Source organism: Geomicrobium sp. JCM 19038 (assembly GCF_000698125.1).
Taxonomy (GTDB): Bacteria; Bacillota; Bacilli; order Bacillales; family Marinococcaceae; genus Geomicrobium_A.
The window spans coordinates 273,954-296,864 of the sequence record NZ_BAXA01000003.1; the positions used below are offsets into that span (position 1 = coordinate 273,954).

A 22,911-nucleotide genomic window follows, 5' to 3' on the forward strand; every position below is an offset into this window, starting at 1 on the left:
CGGATGAAACGTATACGATTTATTCAATTTATCGTTGGAATAACAGTCGTGTTCATAGGCTTTACTGCATTTCAAATTCCTCATTTTACCGACGAAACGGTAGATACGTGGAATGAAGAAGTAGAAACGATGACAACGACAGAAACGAATGAAGAGATCATAGAAAAGATTAAACAGGCAAAAGCAGAATTTGATGAATTGCCAATTGATGCGGTAATTGATCCGGTCTGGAAAGGCATACCAGGTTATAACGGTCGAGTGGTGGACGTTGAAGCATCGCTCAAAAACATGGAAGATGAAGAACGCTACATTGAAGAGTTACTTGTATTTGATGAGGTAGCCCCGGAAATTGGTATGGCTGATCTTGATGTGACACCATTTTACAAAGCACATCCGAACAAGCCTCAAGTTGCTTTTTTAATTAATGTGGCGTGGGGAAATGAGCATCTTCCAGAAATCATAAACAAGTTAAACGAACACGACGTAAAAGCAACGTTTTTCCTTGATGGTTCGTGGACAAAAAGTCAACCGAGATTAGCTCGAATGATTCAAGAAGAAGGTCACGAAATCGGCAATCACGCGTACAATCATCCAGACATGGCCACGTTATCTGAAGAAGAAATCAAAGATCAATTAGAGCGAACGAACAACATGATTGAAGCGACATTGGATGTGACACCAACGTGGTTTACCCCTCCATCAGGAAGTTTTAATGATAAAGTTGTCGAAATTGCTAGTGATATGGGAATGTATACCGTATTATGGACAGTAGACACCATTGATTGGCAAAATCCATCAACCGATACGATGGTGGAGCGAGTCGTCACAAACATCCATCCGGGTGCAACGGTGCTCATGCATCCGACAAAACCGACAGCTGAGGGAATTGACGAGATGATCGTTCAAATTCGCGAACAAGGATTAGAGATTGCACCGGTTTCCTCCGTCATGAGCGAGCAAAGAGCAACAGGACCACAGATTGAAAGTGTTGAGGAGGGAGAGCATTGGTTCAATGCAAAACATTACCGAACGGCGTTCGAATCGTAACAGAGGAAATGGCACACGTCCATTCGACTTCAATCGGTATATGGATAAATGCCGGTTCTAGAAATGAGACAGCAAAGGAAAACGGAATCGCCCATTTCATTGAGCATATGCTCTTTAAAGGGACAGACACGATGAATGCACAAGACATCGCCGTTCGCTTTGATCGGTTCGGTGGGCATGTGAATGCGTTTACATCGAAAGAGTATACGTGCTTTTATACGAAAGTATTAGAGCGTCATGCTGAAGAAGCGGTGAGCCTTTTAACAGACATGTTTTTTCGTTCGGAGTTTCTAGAAGAAGAGATTGAGCGAGAACGCCAAGTCATCATTGAAGAGATTCGCATGGTTGAAGATACCGCTGATGATGTTGTCCATGACCTTTTAGACGTTGCAGCATTTGGCGAGCATTCAATTGGTCGCCCGATCCTCGGGACAGAAGCTTCTATCAATCATTTACGAGGGAAGATTTACTCAATTTTATGGAGCGGGAATATCGACCAGAGAACATCGTCATTTCAATTGCCGGTAGAATAAATGAGAAGCTATTAGCTGTTATTGAAGAAGCTTTTTCTCACCACAAGAGGGGCGAACGTAAGACATGCGACTCTGCTCCGGCGTTGATTCAGCCGAAACACCTCATCCGCAAAAAAGCAGTTGAGCAAGCGCATTTATGTTTAGGGTTCCAAGGGGTTCCATTAGTTGAAGACAACATTTATGCAAGTGTACTCTACAACCATTTACTCGGGGGTGGCATGAGCAGCCGATTGTTCCAAGAAATTCGTGAACAAAAAGCACTCGCCTATTCCGTTTATTCGTATCATACGTCATACCAAGACACCGGTCTTCTAACTGTGTATGCGGGAACAGCAACTCATCGTTAGATGAATCTTATCATGCTATTATTGATACCGTTAAAAAATTCGCTGTGACCGATGAAATTACTGCAACCGATGTAGAAGATGCAAAAGCACACGTATTAGGGAGTACTGTTTTAAGTCTTGAGAGTCCGAGTAGTCGAATGAATCGTAATGGTCGTAATGAGCTAGCTATTGGTGAACACCAAACGCTTGATGAATTGACGGAACGAATTGAAAGTGTGACACACGATCAGGTGAGATTGTTTGCTGAATCGGTGTACAACAGTCCGGTTGCCCTTTCTCTTATTAGCCAAGAAGGAAAAGCACCGAGTTAACGTTCTGAACGCCCCTACTCTTTCATAAACTACAATGAAAAGGAGGCGTTCTTGTGAGACTTAGTGAAATGAGTGCAAAGGAAATCGTTGATTATGAACAGGGTGAACGTCTCGGTGTTCCAGGACGCCTAGATGCGAGGATCGATGAGACGACAGGTGAAATTCATGCATTTTTGTTTCCGACAAATCGCTGGACACCATTTCGACGGTCCGAAGACATGCTAGAAATCCACTGGCGACACATCCATACGATCGGAGAAGACATGATCATCGTCGATCGAACTAAATAAACCATAAGCTGTTTGGGCAAAAACGCCCAAACAGCTTTTTTTGTGGGGACAGTCCCCGGTAAAGTAACGTATTACCGAGATGGGGGACAGTCCCCCACAAGAGTGCAGTATTAACGCATTAGGGGACAGTCCCCAGTCATTTCGTAACTATGGTCACCGAATTGTCTGGACGCTCATAATCTAAACATGTGTGGAATTAGTAAAGGGGGGAAGGTGTTCATGCTGCATGTTGCCATACTCGGTGGAGATCGTCGTTTTCTCGCGTTAATTGAGACACTTTCTGCCTATGTTGATACGTTGTATACAGTTGGGTTTGATGAACTAGCTGACAATGTAAACGTCGTACGAAGCAGCTTGGAAAACATCCCTTTTGAACAATTGTCTGCGGTCATTGTTCCGGTTCAAGGAATAGGAGACGACGGTTCAATTGATGTTTTAAATGGTCGAAGCGAACAATTATCAACTACTCATGTTGAACGTACAAATAAAGAATGTATCTGGATTACTGGTGTTCGAACGGGTTTTTTACAAAAGATTAAAGATCGGAAAGTCATGAGCTTTCTCGATCGTGAAGACGTCGCGATTTTAAATTCCATTCCTACCGCTGAAGGTTGTCTTCAATTAGCGATTGAAAAGACAGATCACACCATTCACGGATCACAAGTCTGTGTATTTGGCTACGGAAGATGTGGGCAAACGATTGCAGACGTTTTTAAAGGTGTTGGCGCGAACGTGACCGTTACGACTTTGGTTGAGAAAGAAGAGGCTCGAGCGGCTCAAAGAGGGTTCCAAACGTTATTGTTTGCTGAATTTGAACAGTCACTAGCTTCGTTTGACATTGTGATTAATACGATTCCGGCGCATGTGTTTACACCTAACGTGTTGCAACAATTAAAGCGTCAGCGTTTTTACTAGATATTAGCAGCAAGCCAGGAGCGTTTTTAAAAGAAGATGTAACCTCCTTGTCCAATATCGTCATGAACGTACCGGGTTTACCAGGGAGAGTTGCCCCACGAACAGCAGGAGAAATTCTCGGTGAAGCGACGAGGAAGATCTTAGAAAAGGAGTTTCGGCATGGATCTTAATGGGAAAAGAATAGGGTTCGGTTTAACAGGTTCTCACTGTACGTTAGAAGAGGTTATTCCGCTAATTAATACACTGAGATCTAAAGGTGCAGAAGTTGTACCATTTGTAAGCTGGACGGTGCAGTCGACAGATACGAAGTTCGGTAAGTCCGCGCATTGGATTTCAGAGATTGAGAAGGCAGCAGACCATGAAGTGATTAATTCAATTGTGAAAGCAGAGCCATACGGCCCAAGAACACCACTTGATTGTATGCTCATTTCACCGATGACGGGTAACAGCTTAAGCAAATTTGCAAATGCGTTAACAGATTCTCCGGTTTTAATGGCTGCAAAAGCAACGCTTCGAAACGGTTCACCCGTTGTTGCGGCGATTTCCACGAACGATGCACTCGGACTTAATGCGAAGAATTTAGCGACACTTCTAACGATGAAGCAAGTCTTTCTCGTGCCATTTGGTCAAGACGATCCGGTCAAGAAGCCTACTTCACTTGTTGCGAGAATGGAAGCAATCCCGTCAACAATTGAAGAAGCATTAGAAGGTCGTCAATACCAACCGCTCTTAATCGATAAATATAACGATTGACGTGTAATGGCTGTTGATTAATTTACTAGACTCTTATATCGTAAATAGTAGCATGTGACATTGCGAATCAATGCACATTGTTGAATGACTTGAGGAGGAACTAAACAAATGACAGAACACACAGGTTATAACGTAGCCGTTGTCGGCGCCACAGGTGCAGTCGGACAACAAATGCTAAAAACACTCGAAGAAAAAGACTTCCCGGTTCGCTCTCTTAAATTATTATCATCACCTCGCTCCGCTGGAAAAGAGATTGTATTTAAAGGCAAGACGTATACGGTTGAAGAAGCTGCTCCCGAGCAGTTTGAAGGTATGCAAATTGCCCTGTTTTCAGCAGGCGGTTCAATTTCAAAGAAACTGGCTCCAGAAGCTGTCAAGCGTGGCGCCATTGTTATCGATAATACGAGTGCGTTTCGTATGGACGAAAATGTCCCACTCGTTGTACCAGAAGTAAATGAAGAAGACTTAAAGGGTCACAACGGAATCATTGCGAACCCGAACTGTTCGACGATTCAAATGGTCGTAGCGCTCGAGCCAATCAAGAAAGCGCTCGGGTTAAAGAAAGTGATCGTGTCAACATACCAAGCCGTTTCAGGTGCGGGTCTTGATGCGATTGAAGAAATGAGAGAACAATCGAAGGATGTTCTTGAAGGAAAAGAAATTGATCCTAAAGTGTTGCCAGTGTCTGGTGATAAGAAACACTATCAAATCGCCTTTAACGCGGTCCCACAAATTGATCTTTTTGAAGAGAACGGATATACGTTTGAAGAAATGAAAATGATCAATGAAACGAAGAAAATTATGCATGATGATGCACTAGAAGTAGCTGCTACTTGTGTAAGACTTCCAGTTGAGACAGGTCACTCGGAGTCCGTTTACATCGAGACAGATGGAGAAGGAAAAAGCGTAAAAGAAATTCAAGCGATCCTTTCAGAAGGTGCTGGTATTACGCTTCAAGACGATCCATCAACGCAAACGTATCCGTTAGCGACAACATCTGTAGGATTGCCAGACGTATTTGTCGGACGTATTCGTAAAGACCTAGACAAAAACAATGCGTACCACATGTGGATCGTTTCTGACAATTTGTTAAAAGGAGCTGCGTATAACTCAGTGCAAATTGCAGAAAGCCTGATCAAGCTAGGTATTGTTAAAGAAGGACAATCATCATACAATCGTCGTTCAAAAGTTTGGCGGAACGAGCGTACAATCGGCTGAGTTGCGAGAAATCGCAGCTCAGCACGTGCGTTCTGCTGTTGAAAGTGGACACAAAGTTGTCGCTGTTGTCTCTGCGATGGGGCGCAGTAACGACCCGTACAGTACAGACACGTTGCTCGGGTTAATCGATGGAAACGATGCGCACGTTCCTAAGCGTGAGCAAGATTTGTTGCAATCGTGTGGAGAGATTATTTCAAGTGTCGTGTTTACGAACCTTCTTATCGGTCAAGGTTTGAAAGCGAGTGCGCTTACAGGCAAGCAGGCCGGGTTTGTAACGAACGACACGTTTGGAAATGCGCGTATTACTGAAATGAAAACCGATGCGATTCTTGAACGGTTCAAAGAAAGTGACGTTTTAGTTGTCGCTGGTTTCCAAGGCGAATCAACGAAAGGCGAATTAACGACGCTTGGACGAGGCGGAAGTGATACGTCAGCGACAGCACTTGGGGCGGCATTAAATGCGAAGTATGTCGATATTTTCACCGATGTGGATGGCATTATGACGGCTGACCCTCGCATCGTAAATGATGCGAAGCCTTTAAAGACGCTCACATACTCAGAAGTGAGCAACATGGCATACCAAGGGGCTAAAGTGATTCATCCAAGAGCGGTTGAGATTGCGATGTACGCAAAGATCCCACTCCGCATTCGCTCTTTGCAGTCTGATTCAACGGGAACGCTCATTACGATGTCTAGAGATCAACTTCCTGGTAGCGACGTGGAAGAGCGGCTCGTCACAGGCATTACGTATGTCAAAGATATATCGCAAGTAACTGTTCAAAAAGCTGAAGATGACCACGCAGCAGCATCTTTAATCTTTACGAAGCTTGCTGCTGAGGGGATTAGCGTAGACTTTATTAACATTAGTCGTTATGAGGTCGTCTTTACCGTGCCTATGCATAAAGAACAGCATGTGCAAGAAGCGGTAAAAACGCTCGGTTATAAAGCTAATCTTTTGCCACGATGTGCGAAAGTAAGTGCTGTCGGTGCTGGGATGACTGGCGTTCCTGGGGTCGTCTCAAAGATTACGACAGCACTACATCAAGAAGAGATTGAAATTCTTCAAGCGACCGATTCACATACGACGATTTGGGTACTCGTACGTGAAGATGAAATGGACTTAGCAGTAAACGCATTGCATCATATGTTCAGACTTGCAGAAGAACAGAACTCGTAATAAACATCTACAAAGTCCTAATGATTTAAGGTCATTAGGCTTTTCTATGCCTATATTTGCCTTGTTCTGACTTGTTTTATCCCGACGTATTGAGTTATACTACTAGCAGTTCATTCGTTCGGTTAAGGTGCATAAGCATGTAGCGTGTTTTTGCGATTATAGACGGACAGGTCGCTTAGACGGAAAAGCGACAACAACTAGAATAGATGAAGTAGGAGGAACACATGTCTAAGCAAGAAGAGACACAAAGTCGAGTACGTGTGTTTGCCCTGGGCGGACTCGGGGAAACGGGCAAGAACATGTACGTTGTAGAAGTTGATGAAGAAATGATTGTACTAGATGCAGGTCAAATGATTCCACAAGATGATATGCTCGGAATCGATGTCGTAATTCCTGATATTTCTTATTTGGTACAACATAAAGACCGAGTAAAAGCCATCGTGTTATCACACGGACACGAAGATCACACAGGTGCGCTTGCCTACATTATTGATAAACTGCAAGTCCCTGTATACGGTTCAAAGTTAACAATCGGACTTATTGAAGATGATCTTAAAGCGAAAAACCCATCCGATAAAACGAAGTTAAAGGTCGTTTCACCGGGCGGCAACATGAAAGCAGGGAAAATTCGCGTTGAGTTTTTCCGAGTGAACCACAGCATTCCTGATTGTTTAGGGATTGCCATTCAGACACCGCAAGGGTATGTCGTGTACACGGGTGACTTTAAGATTGACCAAACCCCACCAGACCGCAAATTCTCAGATATTGGTCGCATGACCGATTACGGTAAAAAAGGCGTACTCGTATTGCTTTCAGATAGTACGAATGCTGAAGTGCCGGGTACAACACCGTCTGAAAAAGACACAGAAGCAGGAATTAAGAGCGTGTTCCGTGAAGCAGAAGGACGCGTCATTGTTAGTACGTATTCTTCAAATGTGTATCGTATTCAACAAGTCATCGATGCGGCAAATGAAACGAAGCGTAAGCTTGCGATCGTTGGAGATTCAATGATGAAGGTCATTGATATTTCAAAACGCTTAAACTATTTACGTGTGCCTAAAAACCTCGTCATTTCTGTAGATGAACTTAGTAAATACAATACCGATGAAGTTGCGGTACTTTGTACCGGAAGTTTAGGCGAGCCCGTATCTGCACTTCACCGAATGGCTAAGGGTAGCGATCGTCAACTATCGATTTTGCCGAAAGATACGGTAATTATTTCTGCAAGCCCATCACCGAGCAATGAGAAGTCGGTTGGACGTGTCGTTGATCAGTTGTACAAACTAGGTGCAGAAGTTGTTACGAAGTACCCGCAAGTAAACGTTTCTGGTCACGCGAGCCAAGAAGAACTCATGTTCATGCTTAACCTCATGAAACCGAGACATTTTATGCCAATTCAAGGTGAGTTTCGCATGCAATTTGCCCACGCGCAACTTGCACAGACGACAGGTGTTCATCGCGATCGTATTCATATCGTGGATAACGGTGACGTGCTTATGTTTGAAGACAAAAAAGCAATCAAAGCGTCAAAAGTACCTGCCGGGAACGTCTTAATTGATGGACTAGGAATCGGTGATGTTGGAAACATCGTATTACGTGATCGTCGTTTGCTTTCTAAAGACGGAATTCTCGTCGTCGTTGTGACACTAAACAAGAAGACGAGCGAATTCGTTTCAGGACCAGACATTATTTCTCGTGGGTTCGTCTACGTGAGAGAGTCTGAAGAACTGCTTGAAGAAGCAAAACAAAAAGTCTCCGACACGTTAAAAACGTGTATGAGTGACAACGTAAACGAATGGTCTTCACTTAAAAGCAACGTGCGTGACGTATTAAGTCGTTTCCTTTATGACAAAACGAAACGCCGTCCGATGATTTTACCTATTATTATGGAAGTGTAATGATGAACACCCACTGATCCGTCAGTGGGTGTTTTTTTGGTGTATAAACCGTTCGATGAGATCAATACTAAGTGGGAAAAGGAGGTTTTTTTATGCCTGAAGAACAACCTGCGATCGATAAAGGGAAGAAATCTGATAGTGTGGTCGACAAAATCCAAGCGTTCGGTCAAACAAGTGTGCCGACCGCAGAGCAATCAGACATTCATTGCATCACGATCATCGGACAAATTGAAGGTCATATGCAACTCCCCCCACAAAATAAAACGACAAAGTACGAGCACATCTTGCCTCAACTCGTGGCTACGGAACAAAACCCTAAAATTAAAGGATTATTGCTCGTTTTAAATACCGTCGGTGGTGACGTGGAGGCAGGACTTGCGATTGCAGAAATGGTTGCAAGCATGAGCAAGCCGACCGTAACGATTGTTCTTGGTGGTGGTCATTCAATTGGTGTACCCGTCGCGGTTGCAGCAGACTACGCATTTATTGCAGAAACGGCAACAATGACGATTCACCCTGTGCGTTTAAATGGACTAGTCATCGGTGTGCCACAAACGTTTGAATACCTTGAGAAAATGCAAGAGCGTGTCATTCAATTTGTGACGGGTCACTCCAACATTAAAAATGATTTGTTCAAAGAATTAATGTTCGACAAAGGAAATTTAACGAGAGATATTGGTACGAATGTTGTCGGCCAAGATGCGGTTAAATACGGATTGATTGATGAGGTAGGCGGGCTAGGACCTGCAATTCAGAAATTACGACAATTGATCGATGAAGGCGAGGCGCCTTTGCAATGATTTTATATACCCCACTCGCTTATGAAGAAATTTTTCCGAATGAAGAAGGAACTGAATCATGTTACGTAGAAACTGAAACAGGTGTCGTTATGCTTGAGAAAAACATTGAAGGTGAATGGGTGGTCGGAAAATTGATCAGTCCGAACCCGAGTGATTATTTAGACCCGAAATACGAACCGGGTACACGTTGGAACAGCTAAGATGAACAACGATATGTTGCTCATCTTTTTTATGATCGCAAGCGATGTAAGACGTTTGTAAGCTTTGAAAGAAGCGGTTTATGTTATAATAAACCAGCAATGCCATCTCTGACCATGTTTGATTTTTGTTAGGGGGAGGAGTGCAGTGGGGAAGAAAAAGAAGAAAAAGAAAAAGCAACAAGATTGGACGACGCAATTGAAGTTTGAGTTGAGCGGAATTGCGATTGTCATGCTCGCACTCATTGCGACGTTTAATTTTGGTTCAGTAGGTACGATTCTCATTCAGTTGTTTCGGTTTTTTGCAGGGGAATGGTATCACTTTATCACCTTCTTGTTGTATTTGTTTGCGCTCACGTTAATTTTTAAACGAGTGTTACCTAAAGTTTGGACAAAACGACTTACAGGTCTCTATTTAGCGATGTTTACGGTCCTTTTATATACACACTTAAGTTTGTTTGAGAACTTACAAAGTGTTGGTCCTTTTTCGAACGGTTCCGTGTTAATCAACACGTTAGAACTTTATCGCATGGATTTGCTCGGACAAGCGGATGACCTCGGTGGAGGAATGCTCGGTGCACTCGGGTATGCGACGGGGACGTTTTTGTTTGATGTTGAAGGAACCTTTGCAGTCGGGATTATTTTATTTGTCGTTTCATTTATTTTACTCAGTGGCAAGTCGATTCGCGATGTGTACGACTATGCTTCGTCTAAAGTTCGTTACGGAGCAGGAGTCGTTTGGAACGCTGCAAAAGGTATTCAGACGAAAGTGAAAACGAACCAAACCGCAACGTCGAATCAACAACAGCCAGCAACGAAGACAAAGCCAGTTGCAGAGAACAAAGGCGAACCATCAGTGAAAGAGCAAAAGCAAGCAACCACAGATCATGAGCGTCCTGTGATCCATAACTTCCAAGAGAATACGTATGCGAAGGAAGAAGCGAAACCTAGAAGAGCGTCAGAGAAAAAAGACGACCAAGACGATGAAATGGCACCGCTCGTTACGACCGAACGCTCAAATGAAGATTATCAGCTTCCAGCGATCGATTTGTTACAATCACCGGTACAAAATCATCAAACGAGTGATCGTAATCAAGTGTCTACGAACGCGAAGAAACTTGAAGATACGTTAAAGAGCTTTGGTGTACAAGCTCAAGTAAACGAAGTTCATTTAGGACCTGCTGTAACCAAATACGAAGTACAACCTGCGGTTGGCGTAAAAGTCAGTAAGATTGTCAGTTTAACCGATGACATTGCCTTGCTCTTGCGGCCAAAGACATTCGAATTGAAGCGCCAATACCAGGGAAATCTGCCGTCGGAATTGAAGTACCAAACCAAGATGTAGCAATGGTAACCTTGCGTGAAGTAATCGAAGGCTCAAAAAGCGACAGTGTCTTATCTGTCGGACTTGGTCGCGACATTTCAGGCGAGCCGATGATGGCAGAATTGAACAAAATGCCGCACCTTCTCGTTGCAGGTGCAACAGGTAGCGGAAAAAGTGTCTGCATTAACGGCATTGTTACGAGTATATTAATGCGAGCAAAGCCTCATGAAGTGAAATTGATGATGATTGACCCGAAAATGGTTGAACTGAATGTGTACAACGGCATTCCACATCTATTAACACCGGTCGTGACGGAACCGAAAAAAGCCGCCCAAGCGTTAAAAAAGGTCGTCTCTGAAATGGAGCGTCGTTACGATTTGTTCTCTCATAGCGGGAGTCGGAACATTGAAGGGTATAATGCGATGGTCCGGAAGCACAATGAGAAAGACGAAGAAGAGGAAAAGCCTCTTTTACCTTATATCGTCGTGATTGTCGATGAGCTTGCTGACTTAATGATGGTCGCTTCAAGCGATGTGGAAGACGCGATTACGCGCCTAGCGCAAATGGCTCGTGCTGCAGGCATTCATATGATTATTGCAACGCAGCGCCCTTCTGTCGATGTCATCACGGGTGTCATTAAAGCGAACATCCCATCACGTATAGCGTTTGGCGTCTCGAGTTCGACCGATTCAAGAACGATTCTTGATTCGTCAGGTGCGGAGAAGTTACTCGGCCGAGGAGATATGTTGTTTTTACCAGTCGGTGCTAACAAGTCAACGAGAATACAAGGCGCGTTTATTTCAGATGATGAAGTAGAAGAGATCGTTAACTTTGTCATTGATCAACAAAAAGCACAATACGAAGAAGAAATGACGCCAGACGATGTCGTTGAGACGCACGAAGAACCAACCGATGAACTGTTTTACGATGCAGTCGACCTCGTGATGCAAATGAACACCGCATCGGTCTCAATGCTACAACGTAGATTTAGAATTGGGTATACGAGAGCAGCACGACTCGTTGATGAAATGGAAGCACAAGGAATTGTCGGACCTTATGAAGGTAAGAAACCACGAGAAGTATTAAAACGAATGGATTCAGAAGATATGACAGATGCGAAGTAAATAGAAAAAGGTGATGTACATGGCAGAAGTAGAAACATTTCAAATCGGTAGCATGAATGTTCATTTTCAACCGAGTAAGAAATACAAAACGACGACGTTTGTCTTGCAAATTAAAGCGCCATTAGCAAAAGGTTCAGCTGCTTCTCGTGCACTTCTTATGCAAGTGTTACAAGCTGGAACGAATAAATTCCCGTCAAGACGTGCGATTCGTAAGCACCTAGACTCTTTATACGGGGCATCATTTGGCGGTGATGTCAGTAAAAAAGGTGAGCAGCACTTTCTCACGTTTTTCATGGAAGTGCCTCACGAGAAGTTTTTACAACAAGAAGACGAACCACTCGTGAAGAAGGCGCTCTCGTTTTTAACGTCGGCGCTCTTAGAGCCAGTGCGTGAAAACGGAACGTTTAAAGAAAGCATTGTTCATGAAGAAAAGCAAGCACTCAAAAGTAAAATCAAAAATATCGCAGACGATAAAGTGCGCTATGCGAACGGTCGCCTTATTGAAGAAATGTGCAAAGACGAAACGTATGGCATTCACCCTTATGGTTCGTACGATGAAGTCGAAGCACTTACTACACAAGACTTAGAACAAGCGTATGAATCACTGCTTGAAAACGATCAATTTGATTTATTTATTACTGGACCAGGGAAAGTGGATGAATTAACGCCCGTTTTAAATGAGAGAAAAGCATCGTTTAAAAGTCGAGCGGTTAAAACGAGCACAACGGTGAACGGTCCAACGAACAACGGTCGTGAAGTCATCGAACACCAAGACTTGCAACAAGCAAAACTTCACTTAGGTTTTCGTGTACCGTATACGGCAAGTGATGCGGAGTATGCAACTGTTCTTGTTGCGAACGGGATCTTCGGTGCGTTTCCACACTCAAAGCTATTCGTAAACGTGCGAGAAAAGGAAAGCTTGGCGTATTATGCGGCGTCCCGTTATGAACCGTATAAAGGCTTAATTTTTGCAATGGCTGGAATCGGTTTTGAGCAGTTTGAAAAAGCCACAAAAATTATGACGGAACAACTTGACGCTTTAAAAGCTGGTGATTTCACCGAAGATGAACTAACGACAACCAAGCTAATGATTAAAAATCAGATTCTAGAACAAGTCGATACTGCACGGGGCAATATTGATTTAATGTATCAAAATGTCCTCACAGGTCGTGAACGCTCTGTTGAAGAGCGAGTGAGTGAAATTGATGCAGTTACGCGTGAAGACGTTGAACGCGTCTCGAAAGCGATTGAATTAGATACTGTGTACTTGTTAACGGGTAAGGAGGAGCGTGCATAATGGAAAAACTACATTACGATCAGCTCGGCGAAACGTTATATAAAGAAACGCTCGACAATGGCCTAAAGGTCTACATCTTGCCACGTCAAGAAAACAACAAAACATTTTCCATCTTCACGACGAATTACGGCTCGATTGATGATCAATTTACGCCAATGAATGAAGATGAAGTCGTAAATGTTCCTGATGGCATCGCACATTTTCTTGAGCACAAGTTGTTTGAAGACGAAGAAGGAGATGTGTTCGACACGTTTTCCCGTCGCGGGGCGCAGACGAATGCGTTTACGAGTTTTACGAGAACGGCGTATTTGTTCTCAAGCACGAGTGGCGTCAAAGACAACGTAAAAACACTCATTGATTTCGTGCAAAAGCCGTATTTCACTAAGGAATCTGTCGCGAAAGAGCAGGGCATTATCGAACAAGAAATCCGTATGTATGAAGACGACGCAGACTGGCGCTTGTTTTTCGGATTGATTGCGGCTCTTTATGAGAAAAGCACCGTACGCGTAGATATTGCCGGTACGGTCTCATCCATTCAAGACATTACAAAAGATATGTTGTATCAATGTTATGAGACGTTTTACCACCCATCGAACATGGTGCTCTTTATCGTCGGCCCTGTTGATCCAGACGAAATGCTAACGCTCGTAAAAGAAAACCAAGCCGGAAAAACGTTCAAAGAGCAAGGGGAAATTACACGCATTTATGGTGATGAGCCCGAAACGAGCTACAAAAAAGAAGATACACTTCACATGAACGTGCAAACGCCAAAAGTGTTGCTCGGATTTAAAGAAGCCAATGATGAGTATCCACTTGAAGGGTTAAGCTATGAGCTCGCAATGCAAATGCTTTTAGACATCATGTTCGGACCGAGCTCAGAGGCGTACGAAGAAATGTATCGTGAAGGGATTATCGATAGTTCATTTTCGACAGACTTTACGATGGAACGCTCGTTTGGGTTCTCAGCGATCGGTGGCGACACGAAAGATCCAGACGCTCTCGTAAAGAAAGTGCGTGAGACGATCCGCTCTTACAAACAAAAAGCATTAAGTGAAGAGGAAATGGCGATTACGAAAAAGCGTAAAATTGGTTCTTTCCTTAAACAATTAAACAGCTCGGAATTTATTGCGACGCAATTCACTCGCTACGAAATGAATAATGATGATTTGTTTGAAGTCGTTCCTAAACTTGAGGCGTTAACACTTGATGATCTAGAAAAGGTTCTTCAGCGTCACTTCGTTGATGATCATAGCTCAATCATGAAGGTATTGCCAAAGTGAAACAGAGCGTTTTAATTACTGGAGCGAGTGGCGGAATCGGTCAAGCGATCGCTACGTCACTTTCGAATGCAGGGACACATTTGTTCCTGCATTATTTTAAAGGAAAAGAACGTGCTGTAAAGCTAAAACAAATCTGTGAAGCGAGCGGTAGCGAAGTGACGTTGATTCAAGGTGATTTAACGTCGTCGCCTAGTACGTCGGCTTTTATTAATGAACTTAAAGTGCCGATCGACGCTTTTATTCACGCAAGTGGTCACGATTTATATGGATTGTATACCGATTATACGGATGAAGAACGGGATGCCCTTATGCACCATCACATCTATTCGGCGATGGCGATTGCAAAACGAGTGTTACCAACGATGATCGAAAACAAATCAGGACGAATTATTCTGATCTCCTCAATTTGGGGTGAGGTTGGGGCGTCAATGGAAGTGCTGTATTCGACGGCAAAAGGAGCTCAGCTGGCGTTTGTTAAAGCGTTAGCGAAAGAAGTCGCAATCTCAGGGATTACTGTCAATGCCGTCTCACCTGGGGTCGTTGAAACGAACATGATGGCTTCGTTTTCAGCTGATGACAAAGAAGAACTCACTTCAAGAATCCCAGCAGGAGTGTTCGGAACGCCAGAACAGATCGCTTCAGCATGCGCGTACTTACTTACCGAAGAAGCGGCATACGTAAATGGTCACGTATTCTCCATCAATGGAGGCTTTAACGGCTAGACATGTATAATTTTCTCGCTTTGATTCACACTACACGTGTAGTGACTTATGAATGGAGGAGGAAGATCATGTCTGTTCTTGAGAATTGGGACCACTGGAAATCGTTTTTAGGCGATCGCTAGAATCTGCACAACACGACGGCTTAAACGAAAGTGTCGTTTCTGACGTTGCATTTGAAGTTGGCGATTATTTAGCGAATCAAGTAGAACCACAAAACGAACAAGAACGAGTGCTAGCGGATATGTGGAAAGTCGCAGACGAGTCTGAACAACATGCGATTGCGAACATGATGGTCAAACTCGTACAAAAACATTAAACGTTAAGCGCACCGATCCCAACATTGGTCGGTGCGTTTTTTTGTTTGTAGACAAAATACTATTCAAATGGTTGAAAATAACGTAAAATGACAGATGTATACTTAACCAATATATGTATATAGTTAAAGGAGGCCACTATTTATGGCGGAAAAGAAAGAATGGTATTTCGAATATCAAATTCATCAAAACCGACCCGGTCTTCTTGGGGATATCTCCTCTCTACTCGGTATGTTATCGATCAATATCGTAACGATTAACGGTGTTGAGAACAACCGACGAGGAATGCTCATTCGCTCTGCAAATGATGATAACATCGCGCGCTTGCGTGACATATTAGAAACGATGCAAATTATTACGTTAATGAAGATTCGACAACCGCGCTTACGAGACCGTTTGGCGGTGATGCACGGTCGTTATATTGAACGTGATGCGGATGATAAGAAAACGTATCGATTCGTTCGTGATGAACTCGGCTTGCTCGTTGATTTTATGGCTGAATTGTTTAAAGAAGAACGTCATTATCTCGTTGGAATTCGTGGGATGCCACGAGTTGGAAAAACCGAATCAATCGTTGCAGCAAGTGTTTGTGCGAACAAACATTGGTCGTTTATTTCATCGACTTTACTTAGACAAACCGTTCGTTCGAAGCTTGCGGATGATGAACGGGGTGAAAATCTCGTCTACATCATTGATGGGATTGTCACGACGATGAGAGCAAACGAACAGCATCGCAATTTAGTGAATGAAATTATGCAATTGCCAGCTGTAAAAGTTGTTGAGCATCCAGACATATTTGTTCGTGAAACTGCGTATACGTTACAAGATTTCGATTGTATTATTGAACTTAGGAACAATGATAAAGAGAAGATCACATATGAAATGGTAGAGTCAGGTTTCTCCTCTTTTGATATTAGCTAGGTAGAAGGTGGTAAGATGACAGAATTAGGTCAGTTTTTGCAGTCAAAGCGTGAAGAGTTTGGCTGGGATTTAGAAGAAGTTCAAAAGCGTACGAAAATTCAGAAGCGTTACTTGTTAGCCATTGAGTCTGGCGACTATGGAGATTTGCCCGGTGCATTTTATGCCCGAGCCTTCATTAAAAGCTACTCAGAAGCACTCGGACTTGAACCAGATGAAGTGTTCCAGCAATTTGAATCGGATTTACCGAAGCCAAAACAAGAAGCTGTTGATCTGCCTTCACGGGTTGAACAGCAAAAGACACGAACGAAAGAACGGAAGAAGAAAAGCAATTACATGCCCGCTATTTTCATCGGATTGTTCTTGATTGCCATTGTGGCAGGGGTTTGGGCGATTATGGCGTTTCCATCTGGAACAGATGAAGCGGCTCCTGAAGAAGAAGAGTCGATGAATATCGTCGGAACGACACCTGATGAGGAAGAAGACGACGAAGTGGGCGATGATGAAGGCGAAGAAGACACATCTTCAACCGAAGGCACGACTGAAGAAGACGATGAAGCTCAAAACGAAGACGAAGACGAGCCATCAACGGACGAGACGTTGACGTTTGGAGAGACGAACAACAACGAGTCATTGTTTACGGTAACTGGTGATTCATTCGCAATTGATCTTGAATTTGATGGAGAGAGTTACATTCAAATTCTAGACGAGCGTAACGGAACGGTCATTGGCATGGACGGCGTTTTCTCAAGTGATGAATCATTTGAAGTTGATGATCAAGATTCCATTACAATGAACGTCGGGAATACGTATGGTGTGACGATTACGGTCAATGGCGAAGAATTAGAATATCCAGTGGATACGCATCATCACTTTATTACATTAGAGTTAGAAGAATAATGAGTACGGTCTGCTACTTGACGGTAGCAGACTTTATGTTTTTCTTTTCAATCGACTTACATTTCGGTAGACTATAAAGACGCCTGTTTTCGATTAACTTGCTTTTCTGTTAAACTATAAGCGTGTTTGCAAAAGGAGGATCGGTTTTGAACTTACCGAATCAGATTACGCTCGCACGAATCGCATTTATTCCTATTTTTATGTTTGTCTTTTTATATCCATTTGATTGGGGAACGGTTTCTGTTTTTGATTCCGAAATTCCAGTTAATCATCTCGTAGCGGCATTGATTTATGCCATTGCGGCGCTTACCGATTGGGTAGATGGATACATAGCTAGGAGCCGAAACCTAATTAGTAACTTCGGCAAATTTCTAGATCCTTTAGCGGATAAATTACTCGTCACTGCGGCTTTACTCTCGCTCATTGAGCTTGATATGCTACCTGCGTGGATGGCGGTTGTTATTTTAACTCGCGAATTTGCGGTAACCGGTATGCGCCTCGTTGCAGCTGCAGATGGAACCGTGATTGCGGCAAGTCCACTTGGGAAATGGAAAACAGTTTTTCAAATGGTTGCGATCTTCTTTCTTATGGTTCATAACGTACCGTTTGAAGGGATGGGATTCCCACTCGCAGATCTATTGATGTGGATTGCCGTCATTTTGACGATTGTTTCTGGAATCGATTATTTCTGGAAGAACAAACACATTTTTAAAGATGCCTAATTGAAGGAGGCATGCTGAATGAATGCTGAAATTATTGCAGTTGGAACGGAACTACTACTCGGTCAAATTGCGAACACAAACGGTCAGCACATCTCTAGCCGACTTGCAAATCACGGAGTAAATGTATACAAACATACGGTCGTCGGTGACAATAAAAAACGAATACAACAGGCGATTATCGAAGCAAGAAAACACCACGATCTGATTATTTTTACCGGAGGTCTCGGGCCGACGGAAGATGATTTAACGCGTGAAGCATTATCAGAATTAATTCAAGTTCCCCTCATCTATGATGAGGCGGCACTTGAGCATGTGGAGCAGTTTTTTTCGTCAAGTGGAAGAACTGTAAGTGAAGCTAACAAAAAACAAGCACTCACGTTTGAAGGTGCAGACGTGTTTCATAATCATGCCGGACTTGCATGTGGTTCGGCATTGGAGCACGAAGGAGTTCTTTATTGTTTACTACCAGGTCCTCCAAGAGAAATGCGGATGATGGTAGAGCGAGAATTGGAACCGTATTTAGCAACGATGAATACGTCGGGTAATTTCTTTGAGTCACGCGTGCTTCGTTTTTATGGAATTGGGGAATCCAGTTTAGAAGCTAAACTGCAAGACTTAATCTCTGCACAAACGAACCCAACGATAGCCCCGCTCGCAGGGGAAGATGAGGTCACGCTCCGACTGACGGTTACCGAGACGAATACAGCGCGAGCAAAGGCGTTATTAGACGAAACGGAACGAGAAATTTATGCTCGAGTGGGCAAATATTTATACGGTTTTGACAATGATAGTCTTTATTCAAAAGCATTAGAAGAACTTGCTCGCACGAAGAGTACGATTGCGACTGCAGAAAGCATTACAGGTGGCGGGTTGGCCACAAGTTTGACGTCAATCAAAGGTGCGTCACAAGTCGTTGTCGGTGGTTTTGTTACGTATAGCAACGATGCGAAAGTATCGCAGTTAGGCGTTCGTCAGGAAACGATTGACGCATATGGTGCTGTTAGCGAACAATGTGCAAAACAAATGGCAGAAGGCGTGCGCGACCGGTGCGGATCAACGATGGGTATTGCATTAACCGGTGTTGCAGGGCCTGATGAGCTCGAAGGGCATCCTGTCGGAACGTTGTTCATCGGTATTGCAGATGGAAACGAGACTGCAGTCTTTAAGCGAGTATTAAGTGGTACGAGAGAAACAATCCGTAGGCGTGCAGCGAAAGAAGCGTGTCACGTACTACTGTTACAAAAGAAAAAAGGTGATTAATAGATGAATGTATTCGACCATGAAGCAATTAAACCTCAACTAAAAAAAGCAATTAAAGACATGGGCTTTGAAGAGCCGTCACCAATTCAAGAAAAAGCGATTCCGATCGTTCTAGAAGGAAACGACGTTGTCGGTCAAGCTCAAACAGGAACAGGGAAAACAGCGGCTTTTGGGATTCCGCTTCTCAATAAAATTCAAGCGAATTCTGACGTTCAAGCGATCGTCTTAACACCAACACGAGAACTTGCGATTCAAGTTGCTGGAGAGCTTCAGAAGCTTTCTGCACATATGAAACTTACGACGTTGCCGATTTATGGTGGTCAATCGATTGGCCATCAAATCAAAGCGTTAAAACGAGGAGTACAAGTCGTTATTGGAACACCTGGACGTATTCAAGACCACTTGCGTCGTAAAACGTTAAAGCTCGATCAAGTGGAAACGTTTGTTTTAGATGAAGCCGATGAAATGCTTGATATGGGCTTTATTGAAGACATTGAATCAATCTTAAAGCAGACGAACAAATACCGTCAGACGCTGCTTTTCTCAGCGACGATGCCAGGACCAATTCGTAAATTGTCTCGTCGTTATATGAATGAGCCAAAAACCGTTTCAATTTCTAAAAGTGAAGTGACGGCACCGAGCATCGAGCAATTGTACTTCAAAGTACTTGAACGAAACAAGTTAGAATCTCTGTGCCGGATTATTGATCGTTATAGCCCTGAACTTGCAATTATTTTCTCTCGGACGAAAAAAGGTGTAGCGGAACTAACGGAGTCCCTTCAAGCGAGAGGCTATTTCGCAGATGGACTACACGGTGATTTAACACAATCCCAACGTGATGCAGTTATGCGTAAGTTCCGTGATAGTTCCATTGAATTCTTAATCGCAACAGACGTTGCTGCAAGGGGAATTGACGTTGATAACGTCAGTCACGTTATCAACTACGATATTCCACAAGACCCAGAATCCTACGTACACCGTATTGGACGTACAGGACGTGCTGGAAAGACAGGGCAAGCGTTAACGCTCGTCACACCGCGTGAAATGAAGCACCTTCGTTCAATTGAACAAGAAATTAAGATGCAAATTCCAACGCGTGAGATTCCGACGATTGAAGAAGTCGTTGAGAAACAACAAGACGCATGGAAAACACAAATTACGAATGTCATTTCGGCGAAAGACGACGTATCGATCTTTGATGACCTAACCGATGAACTGTTGCAAGAGTTCAATGAGCGAGACATCATTCAAGCGCTTCTCTCAATGAACTACCAAACGGAGAACAATTTGTCTGAGGAAGGCTATAGCTTTGGCGACACAGGTGCTGCTAAAGGCATGGTGCGTTTCTTCATTAACGTCGGACGAAACGTCAACATGACGCCGAAGATCTTAATTGAAGAAGTAGCAAATGCTGTTGGCATTCCAGGTAAATCAATCGGACGCATTGATATTTTTGAGAACTTTACGTTCATTGAAGTGCCAGAAGCCGTAGCTCCATTTGTGTACGAAGGGTTACGCCACTCACGCTTAAACGGCGCAAGAGTGAACTTAGAACCAGCAAAACCTCGTCCGAAACGAGAGAACAGAAAGCCTAACCCATCAAAAGCGTAAATAGAAAAGAGCCGTAACGTGATGTTTACGGCTTTTTCTTGTGGGACGAAAAAAATCGAATAAATGTTCGTATTTTTGCTTGGCAAACGAAAAAAAGTTCGTTATGATGTGAGCAGAGGGAAATTAGTAGAGAATTGATGATAAAGTCGACGTGATTTTTTAGATATAAAGGAGACGAATAGAATGAATGATCGTAAAGCCGCGCTGGATCAAGCGCTTCGAAACATTGAGAAACAATTTGGTAAAGGTTCAATTATGAAGCTTGGTGAAGAGTCTGAACGACGAGTTTCCACGATCTCAAGTGGTGCACTTGCTTTAGACATTGCACTTGGAGTAGGTGGGTATCCTCGTGGCCGAATCGTCGAAGTGTATGGACCAGAATCTTCAGGTAAGACGACAGTTGCCCTTCATGCGATTGCAGAAGTACAACGTAACGGTGGCCAAGCTGCATTTATCGATGCAGAGCATGCCCTTGACCCTGTTTATGCGCGGAACCTTGGGGTGAATACGGATGAACTACTTCTTTCACAGCCGGATACAGGAGAGCAAGGATTAGAGATTGCTGAAGCGTTAATTCGAAGCGGTGCGATTGACATCTTAATTATTGACTCTGTTGCTGCACTCACACCGAAAGCTGAGATCGAAGGTGACATGGGAGATACGCACGTCGGTTTGCAAGCGCGTCTCATGTCGCAAGCACTTCGTAAGTTGTCAGGTGCGATTAGTAAATCGAATGCGATTGCTGTCTTCATTAACCAGATCCGTGAGAAAGTCGGAGTGATGTTTGGAAATCCTGAGACGACACCAGGTGGACGTGCACTTAAGTTCTATTCTTCTGTTCGACTTGAAGTGCGTCGTGCTGAAGCATTGAAACAAGGCAATGACATCGTCGGGAATAAGACACGTCTTAAAGTCGTGAAGAACAAAGTAGCGCCACCGTTCCGTCAAGCGGAAGTGGACATTATGTACGGTGAGGGAATCTCTAGAGAAGGTTCGTTGCTTGATATTGCGACTGACATTGAAATTGTCGACAAGAGCGGTGCTTGGTATGCGTACGAAGGTGAGCGACTCGGTCAAGGCCGTGAGAACGCCAAGCAATACTTGAAAGAGAATGAAGATGTAGCTTCTGAGATTGAGCTTAAGATTCGCGATCATTTTGAGCTGAACGGTTCGAAAGAAAAAGAAGCAGAAGTCGACAAAGAAGAAGAGATGGCGTTGAACTTAGAACAAGAGTAAACGTTCGAGGAGCAAGGGGTAGCGACCCCTTGCTTTTCTTTTTAATAGCAAGGGTTTTAACGGTTTTTAGAGCAAAGGTTTGTTGACATTTGTAAGAATTGAAGTATACAATTAAATGGAATGAATAAAGTGCTTGTCGCCGCCGTACATTATAGGTTTGATTTATTGACAGATTATCCAAGCGGCATATAGTTCTTCATTCTTTCATAAACTTGAACAAGTTTTGTTCATATATGATCCATTCATAGCACAAATGATGATGAATGATGGAAGCAGATGGAAACATTTGGTACGACAATGAGATGAAACCCAAATGTAAGACCAACACCGATCTAGCTGCTCTCTCCGTTTTTCGTCGGCAAGCCCGCAAGAATTGAAACAACTTTATAGCAAAGGAGGTGTATCCTTGATGGGTAACGATCCAGTATTTGTGATCATCTCCATTTTGCTGATAGTTGTCGGTGGGTTCATCGGTTATATCATCCGTAAGAAGATTGCCGAGCAAAGATCTCTAGTGCCGAACAAGCTGCTAAGAAGATGATAGAAGAAGCGGAGCGCGACTCTGAAGCTAGCAAGAAGGAATCGATCCTCGAAGCGAAAGACGAAGCTTACCGCATTCGATCCGAAGCCGAAAACGATATTCGCGAACGGAGAAACGAAATTCAAAAGCAAGAAAGTCGCCTTCTTCAAAAGGAAGAAAACGCTCGACCGTAAGAG

General features: G+C 43.5%; 23 protein-coding genes and 2 pseudogenes. All 25 read left to right on the forward strand.

The genetic code is table 11. From position 1 onward, the window contains the following. The first annotated feature begins 3 nt into the window (after nt 1-3). The 25 genes and pseudogenes from JCM19038_RS06180 to JCM19038_RS24705 all read left to right on the forward strand — a co-directional run bounded on the left by JCM19038_RS06180 (nt 4) and on the right by JCM19038_RS24705 (nt 22,908). The gene (locus JCM19038_RS06180; RefSeq protein ID WP_052361139.1) at nt 4-1,047 is read left to right on the forward strand and encodes a polysaccharide deacetylase family protein; all 1,044 of its coding nucleotides are present in this window, start codon (nt 4-6) and stop codon (nt 1,045-1,047) included. Further along, nucleotides 1,005-1,580, forward strand: a complete 576-nt coding sequence (locus JCM19038_RS24885; protein WP_307189969.1) for a pitrilysin family protein — start codon at nt 1,005-1,007, stop codon at nt 1,578-1,580. The genes JCM19038_RS06180 and JCM19038_RS24885 overlap by 43 nt, the downstream gene beginning before the upstream one ends. Further along, on the forward strand, nt 1,526-1,927 hold the full coding sequence (locus JCM19038_RS24890; RefSeq protein WP_307189970.1) for a pitrilysin family protein: 402 nt from the start codon (nt 1,526-1,528) through the stop codon (nt 1,925-1,927). Before JCM19038_RS24885 ends, JCM19038_RS24890 begins: the two co-directional genes overlap by 55 nt. Before the next feature lie 44 nt (nt 1,928-1,971). Continuing rightward, nucleotides 1,972-2,238, forward strand: coding sequence for a hypothetical protein (locus tag JCM19038_RS24895; protein WP_307189971.1), 267 nt, complete (start codon nt 1,972-1,974; stop codon nt 2,236-2,238). Between the two features lie 53 nt (nt 2,239-2,291). Beyond that, nucleotides 2,292-2,528 carry a YlmC/YmxH family sporulation protein gene (locus JCM19038_RS06190; protein ID WP_042415708.1) on the forward strand — a complete coding sequence of 79 codons (237 nt, stop codon included), beginning with the start codon at nt 2,292-2,294 and terminating at the stop codon, nt 2,526-2,528. 219 nt (nt 2,529-2,747) lie between these two features. After that, nucleotides 2,748-3,443: a dipicolinate synthase subunit DpsA gene (locus tag JCM19038_RS06195; protein ID WP_042415712.1), complete on the forward strand. Its 696-nt coding sequence runs from the start codon at nt 2,748-2,750 to the stop codon at nt 3,441-3,443. 159 nt (nt 3,444-3,602) lie between these two features. Further along, a complete protein-coding gene (locus JCM19038_RS06200; RefSeq protein ID WP_042361131.1) occupies nt 3,603-4,196 on the forward strand; it encodes a dipicolinate synthase subunit B in 594 nt (197 codons plus the stop codon). A 108-nt stretch (nt 4,197-4,304) separates the two neighbouring features. Beyond that, on the forward strand, nt 4,305-5,414 hold the full coding sequence (gene asd, locus JCM19038_RS06205) for an aspartate-semialdehyde dehydrogenase (RefSeq protein ID WP_042415715.1): 1,110 nt from the start codon (nt 4,305-4,307) through the stop codon (nt 5,412-5,414). Further along, complete coding sequence (gene dapG, locus JCM19038_RS06210) at nt 5,344-6,591, forward strand: aspartate kinase (protein ID WP_238554295.1); 1,248 nt, start codon at nt 5,344-5,346, stop codon at nt 6,589-6,591. Before asd ends, dapG begins: the two co-directional genes overlap by 71 nt. Before the next feature lie 224 nt (nt 6,592-6,815). Next, nucleotides 6,816-8,489, forward strand: coding sequence for a ribonuclease J (locus tag JCM19038_RS06215; RefSeq protein WP_042415718.1), 1,674 nt, complete (start codon nt 6,816-6,818; stop codon nt 8,487-8,489). Nucleotides 8,490-8,581: 92 nt separating this feature from the next. Continuing rightward, nucleotides 8,582-9,289, forward strand: coding sequence for a ClpP family protease (locus JCM19038_RS06220; protein WP_042415721.1), 708 nt, complete (start codon nt 8,582-8,584; stop codon nt 9,287-9,289). Beyond that, complete coding sequence (locus JCM19038_RS06225; RefSeq protein WP_042415725.1) at nt 9,286-9,489, forward strand: YlzJ-like family protein; 204 nt, start codon at nt 9,286-9,288, stop codon at nt 9,487-9,489. Before JCM19038_RS06220 ends, JCM19038_RS06225 begins: the two co-directional genes overlap by 4 nt. A gap of 145 nt (nt 9,490-9,634) precedes the next feature. Next, nucleotides 9,635-11,934, forward strand: a pseudogene (locus tag JCM19038_RS06230) (DNA translocase FtsK). Nucleotides 11,935-11,953: 19 nt separating this feature from the next. Further along, a complete protein-coding gene (gene yfmF / locus JCM19038_RS06235; protein ID WP_042415729.1) occupies nt 11,954-13,231 on the forward strand; it encodes an EF-P 5-aminopentanol modification-associated protein YfmF in 1,278 nt (425 codons plus the stop codon). Continuing rightward, on the forward strand, nt 13,231-14,511 hold the full coding sequence (gene yfmH, locus JCM19038_RS06240; protein ID WP_042415731.1) for an EF-P 5-aminopentanol modification-associated protein YfmH: 1,281 nt from the start codon (nt 13,231-13,233) through the stop codon (nt 14,509-14,511). Before yfmF ends, yfmH begins: the two co-directional genes overlap by 1 nt. Continuing rightward, a complete protein-coding gene (gene ymfI / locus JCM19038_RS06245) occupies nt 14,508-15,233 on the forward strand; it encodes an elongation factor P 5-aminopentanone reductase (RefSeq protein WP_042415735.1) in 726 nt (241 codons plus the stop codon). Before yfmH ends, ymfI begins: the two co-directional genes overlap by 4 nt. A gap of 68 nt (nt 15,234-15,301) precedes the next feature. After that, nucleotides 15,302-15,549 (forward strand): annotated as a pseudogene (locus JCM19038_RS06250) (DUF3243 domain-containing protein). 142 nt (nt 15,550-15,691) lie between these two features. After that, nucleotides 15,692-16,468: a DUF3388 domain-containing protein gene (locus JCM19038_RS06255; protein ID WP_042361141.1), complete on the forward strand. Its 777-nt coding sequence runs from the start codon at nt 15,692-15,694 to the stop codon at nt 16,466-16,468. Between the two features lie 15 nt (nt 16,469-16,483). Next, the gene (locus JCM19038_RS06260; protein ID WP_042415738.1) at nt 16,484-17,365 is read left to right on the forward strand and encodes a RodZ domain-containing protein; all 882 of its coding nucleotides are present in this window, start codon (nt 16,484-16,486) and stop codon (nt 17,363-17,365) included. A 146-nt stretch (nt 17,366-17,511) separates the two neighbouring features. Continuing rightward, nucleotides 17,512-18,087: a CDP-diacylglycerol--glycerol-3-phosphate 3-phosphatidyltransferase gene (pgsA, locus tag JCM19038_RS06265; protein WP_042361143.1), complete on the forward strand. Its 576-nt coding sequence runs from the start codon at nt 17,512-17,514 to the stop codon at nt 18,085-18,087. Nucleotides 18,088-18,105: 18 nt separating this feature from the next. Then, on the forward strand, nt 18,106-19,347 hold the full coding sequence (locus JCM19038_RS06270; protein WP_042415740.1) for a competence/damage-inducible protein A: 1,242 nt from the start codon (nt 18,106-18,108) through the stop codon (nt 19,345-19,347). 3 nt (nt 19,348-19,350) lie between these two features. Beyond that, nucleotides 19,351-20,958: a DEAD/DEAH box helicase gene (locus JCM19038_RS06275; RefSeq protein ID WP_042415743.1), complete on the forward strand. Its 1,608-nt coding sequence runs from the start codon at nt 19,351-19,353 to the stop codon at nt 20,956-20,958. A gap of 183 nt (nt 20,959-21,141) precedes the next feature. Further along, on the forward strand, nt 21,142-22,194 hold the full coding sequence (gene recA / locus JCM19038_RS06280) for a recombinase RecA (protein WP_042415745.1): 1,053 nt from the start codon (nt 21,142-21,144) through the stop codon (nt 22,192-22,194). 406 nt (nt 22,195-22,600) lie between these two features. After that, complete coding sequence (locus JCM19038_RS24700; protein WP_304412576.1) at nt 22,601-22,735, forward strand: hypothetical protein; 135 nt, start codon at nt 22,601-22,603, stop codon at nt 22,733-22,735. Further along, the gene (locus JCM19038_RS24705) at nt 22,732-22,908 is read left to right on the forward strand and encodes an Rnase Y domain-containing protein (protein WP_304412577.1); all 177 of its coding nucleotides are present in this window, start codon (nt 22,732-22,734) and stop codon (nt 22,906-22,908) included. The genes JCM19038_RS24700 and JCM19038_RS24705 overlap by 4 nt, the downstream gene beginning before the upstream one ends. The last annotated feature ends 3 nt before the right edge of the window (nt 22,909-22,911 follow it).

Excerpts from the sequence above, each read along its gene's own strand:
- JCM19038_RS06180 (WP_052361139.1), top strand. The coding sequence starts at position 4 with ATGAAACGTATACGATTTATTCAATTTATCGTTGGAATAACAGTCGTG.
- JCM19038_RS24890 (WP_307189970.1), top strand. The coding sequence starts at position 1,526 with ATGGAGCGGGAATATCGACCAGAGAACATCGTCATTTCAATTGCCGGT.
- JCM19038_RS06195 (WP_042415712.1), top strand. The coding sequence starts at position 2,748 with ATGCTGCATGTTGCCATACTCGGTGGAGATCGTCGTTTTCTCGCGTTA.
- JCM19038_RS06200 (WP_042361131.1), top strand. The coding sequence starts at position 3,603 with ATGGATCTTAATGGGAAAAGAATAGGGTTCGGTTTAACAGGTTCTCAC.
- asd (WP_042415715.1), top strand. The coding sequence starts at position 4,305 with ATGACAGAACACACAGGTTATAACGTAGCCGTTGTCGGCGCCACAGGT.
- JCM19038_RS06215 (WP_042415718.1), top strand. The coding sequence starts at position 6,816 with ATGTCTAAGCAAGAAGAGACACAAAGTCGAGTACGTGTGTTTGCCCTG.
- JCM19038_RS06220 (WP_042415721.1), top strand. The coding sequence starts at position 8,582 with ATGCCTGAAGAACAACCTGCGATCGATAAAGGGAAGAAATCTGATAGT.
- JCM19038_RS06225 (WP_042415725.1), top strand. The coding sequence starts at position 9,286 with ATGATTTTATATACCCCACTCGCTTATGAAGAAATTTTTCCGAATGAA.
- yfmF (WP_042415729.1), top strand. The coding sequence starts at position 11,954 with ATGGCAGAAGTAGAAACATTTCAAATCGGTAGCATGAATGTTCATTTT.
- yfmH (WP_042415731.1), top strand. The coding sequence starts at position 13,231 with ATGGAAAAACTACATTACGATCAGCTCGGCGAAACGTTATATAAAGAA.
- JCM19038_RS06255 (WP_042361141.1), top strand. The coding sequence starts at position 15,692 with ATGGCGGAAAAGAAAGAATGGTATTTCGAATATCAAATTCATCAAAAC.
- JCM19038_RS06260 (WP_042415738.1), top strand. The coding sequence starts at position 16,484 with ATGACAGAATTAGGTCAGTTTTTGCAGTCAAAGCGTGAAGAGTTTGGC.
- JCM19038_RS06270 (WP_042415740.1), top strand. The coding sequence starts at position 18,106 with ATGAATGCTGAAATTATTGCAGTTGGAACGGAACTACTACTCGGTCAA.
- JCM19038_RS06275 (WP_042415743.1), top strand. The coding sequence starts at position 19,351 with ATGAATGTATTCGACCATGAAGCAATTAAACCTCAACTAAAAAAAGCA.
- recA (WP_042415745.1), top strand. The coding sequence starts at position 21,142 with ATGAATGATCGTAAAGCCGCGCTGGATCAAGCGCTTCGAAACATTGAG.
- JCM19038_RS24705 (WP_304412577.1), top strand. The coding sequence starts at position 22,732 with ATGATAGAAGAAGCGGAGCGCGACTCTGAAGCTAGCAAGAAGGAATCG.